Source organism: Methylobacterium sp. A52T, assembly GCF_053346095.1.
Genome location: NZ_JBKFBI010000300.1, coordinates 1 through 984, shown reverse-complemented (window position 1 = coordinate 984; position 984 = coordinate 1). Strand labels below are relative to the sequence as shown.

Annotated in this window: 1 protein-coding gene; it reads right to left on the bottom strand. The window is 79.8% G+C overall.

Annotated elements, in window-relative coordinates:
• Positions 1 to 984, bottom strand: a 984-nt coding sequence (locus ACLBYE_RS30495) for a condensation domain-containing protein (protein WP_447697032.1), incomplete at both ends; no start/stop codon positions are given.

The window sequence follows — 984 nt, the reverse complement described above, 5'->3', positions numbered from 1 at the left end:
AGGTAGTTGAGGAGGATGCCGGGCTCGGGTGTCGCGGCGATGCGGTGGCGCAGGTCCGCTACGGGGCCGTGGCGCAGGAGGTCGTGGCTGAGGTCGGGCTGGGGCAGGGCGCGGCGGGCTTCCTTGACCCGGCAGAGGGCGCGGCCGAGGGCGCGGCCGGGGGCATCACCGGGGGCGTGGCCGCGGGCGTCGTCGTCCGGCGGCAGGTCCGGCTCGCCGCCGAGGGGGTCGAGCCGCAGCGGCACCAGCGTGGTGAACCAGCCCACCGTCCGGCTCAGGTCGTGGCGCGCCGCTTCGCCGGCCGCACCCGCCAAGCTGTCCGCCAAGCTGTCCGCCAAGGCATCGGCATCGCGACCGTGGCCCTCGAGCACGACGCGAACGGCTCGCCCGCCGCAGCGGCGCGACACCGCCACCGCGAGCGCCGCGAGCAGGAGTTCGTCGGGGCGCGTGCGGTAGGGCCGGCCGGCCCGGCGCAGGAAGGCGTCGGTGGTGTCGGCGTCGAGGCTGTCGGCGATCTCGGTCTGGGCGGACTCGACGTTGGGGGCGTCGGGCCGGGCGGGTTCGAGGCCGCATGCGGGCGGCGCGAGCTGCGCCGCCCAGGCCTCCGCCCAGGCGCGGCGGCGGCCGGCCTCGGCCGGATCCCGGGCCAGGACGTCGAGGTGCCGGGCCCAGGCGGGGAAGGAGGTCGCGGGCGCCGGCAGGGTCCGCCCCGCGAGGGCCAGGGCGAGATCCGCCACCAGGATGCGCCAGGAGACGGCGTCGACCACGAGGTGGTGGGCGACGAGGAGGAGGCGCTGCCCGCCGTCCGGGGCCGGATCGACCAGGACGGCGCGCAGCACCGGCCCGCGGGCGAGGTCGAGGCTCGTCTGCGCGGCCTCGGCCAGCGCCGCCAGGGCGGCCGCGTCCCGGGCCTCGCGGCACCACAGCGACCCGGCGGCCGCGACGGCGTGGGGGGGGGGGGGGGGGCGGCCCCCGCCGCCCCCG